At 56.0% G+C, this 745-nt stretch carries 1 protein-coding gene and 1 pseudogene; both read left to right on the forward strand.

Features of this window, described 5'->3' with window-relative positions; all coding sequences use genetic code 11:
- The first annotated feature begins 58 nt into the window (after nucleotides 1–58).
- Nucleotides 59–544: an antirestriction protein gene (locus E0D98_RS25165; protein ID WP_000849590.1), complete on the forward strand. Its 486-nt coding sequence runs from the start codon at nucleotides 59–61 to the stop codon at nucleotides 542–544.
- Nucleotides 545–559: 15 nt separating this feature from the next.
- Nucleotides 560–745: pseudogene (locus E0D98_RS25170) on the forward strand (hypothetical protein); the annotation flags it as partial.

Genomic DNA, 745 nt, shown 5'->3' on the forward strand with positions numbered 1-745 from the left:
CTGATTCAGCCATTACCCTGAAAACCACGCATTTATTTGTCCTTTAAGGAGTCATTTCATGAAAACCATTTCACATAATTCCACCACATCTTCTGTTTCCGTAACCGCTGCATCAGGGAATGACCAGCCTCAGTTGGTTGCCACTCCCGTCCCTGATGAACAGCGCATCAGCTTCTGGCCGCAGCATTTTGGCCTCATTCCACAGTGGGTGACCCTGGAGCCCCGTGTTTTCGGCTGGATGGACCGTCTGTGCGAAGACTACTGCGGTGGTATCTGGAATCTGTACACTCTGAACAACGGCGGGGCATTTATGGCCCCCGAACCGGATGACGATGATGGCGAAAACTGGGTACTGTTCAATGCCATGAACGGTAACCGCGCTGAAATGAGCCCGGAAGCTGCCGGCATTGCTGCCTGTCTGATGGCGTACAGTCATCACGCCTGTCGTACGGAGTGTTACGCCATGACGGCCCACTATTACCGGCTGCGGGATTACGCCCTGCAGCATCCGGAATGCAGCGCCATTATGCGCATCATCGACTGAATGGAGGCAGGGACAATGCAGCAGCTTTCCTTTCTGCCTGGAGAGATGACGCCCGGCGAGCGCAGTCTCATTCTGCGGGCCCTGAAAACCCTGGACCGCCATCTTCATGAACCCGGCGTGGCCTTCACCTCCACCCGTGCGGCACGGGAATGGCTGATTCTGAACATGGCGGGACTGGAGCGTGAAGAGTTCCGGGTGCTG

The organism is Escherichia sp. KCJ4928 (assembly GCF_004352695.1).
Lineage (GTDB): Bacteria > Pseudomonadota > Gammaproteobacteria > Enterobacterales > Enterobacteriaceae > ECMA0423.

Coding starts and splice junctions, on each gene's coding strand:
- E0D98_RS25165 (WP_000849590.1), top strand. CDS start 59: ATGAAAACCATTTCACATAATTCCACCACATCTTCTGTTTCCGTAACC.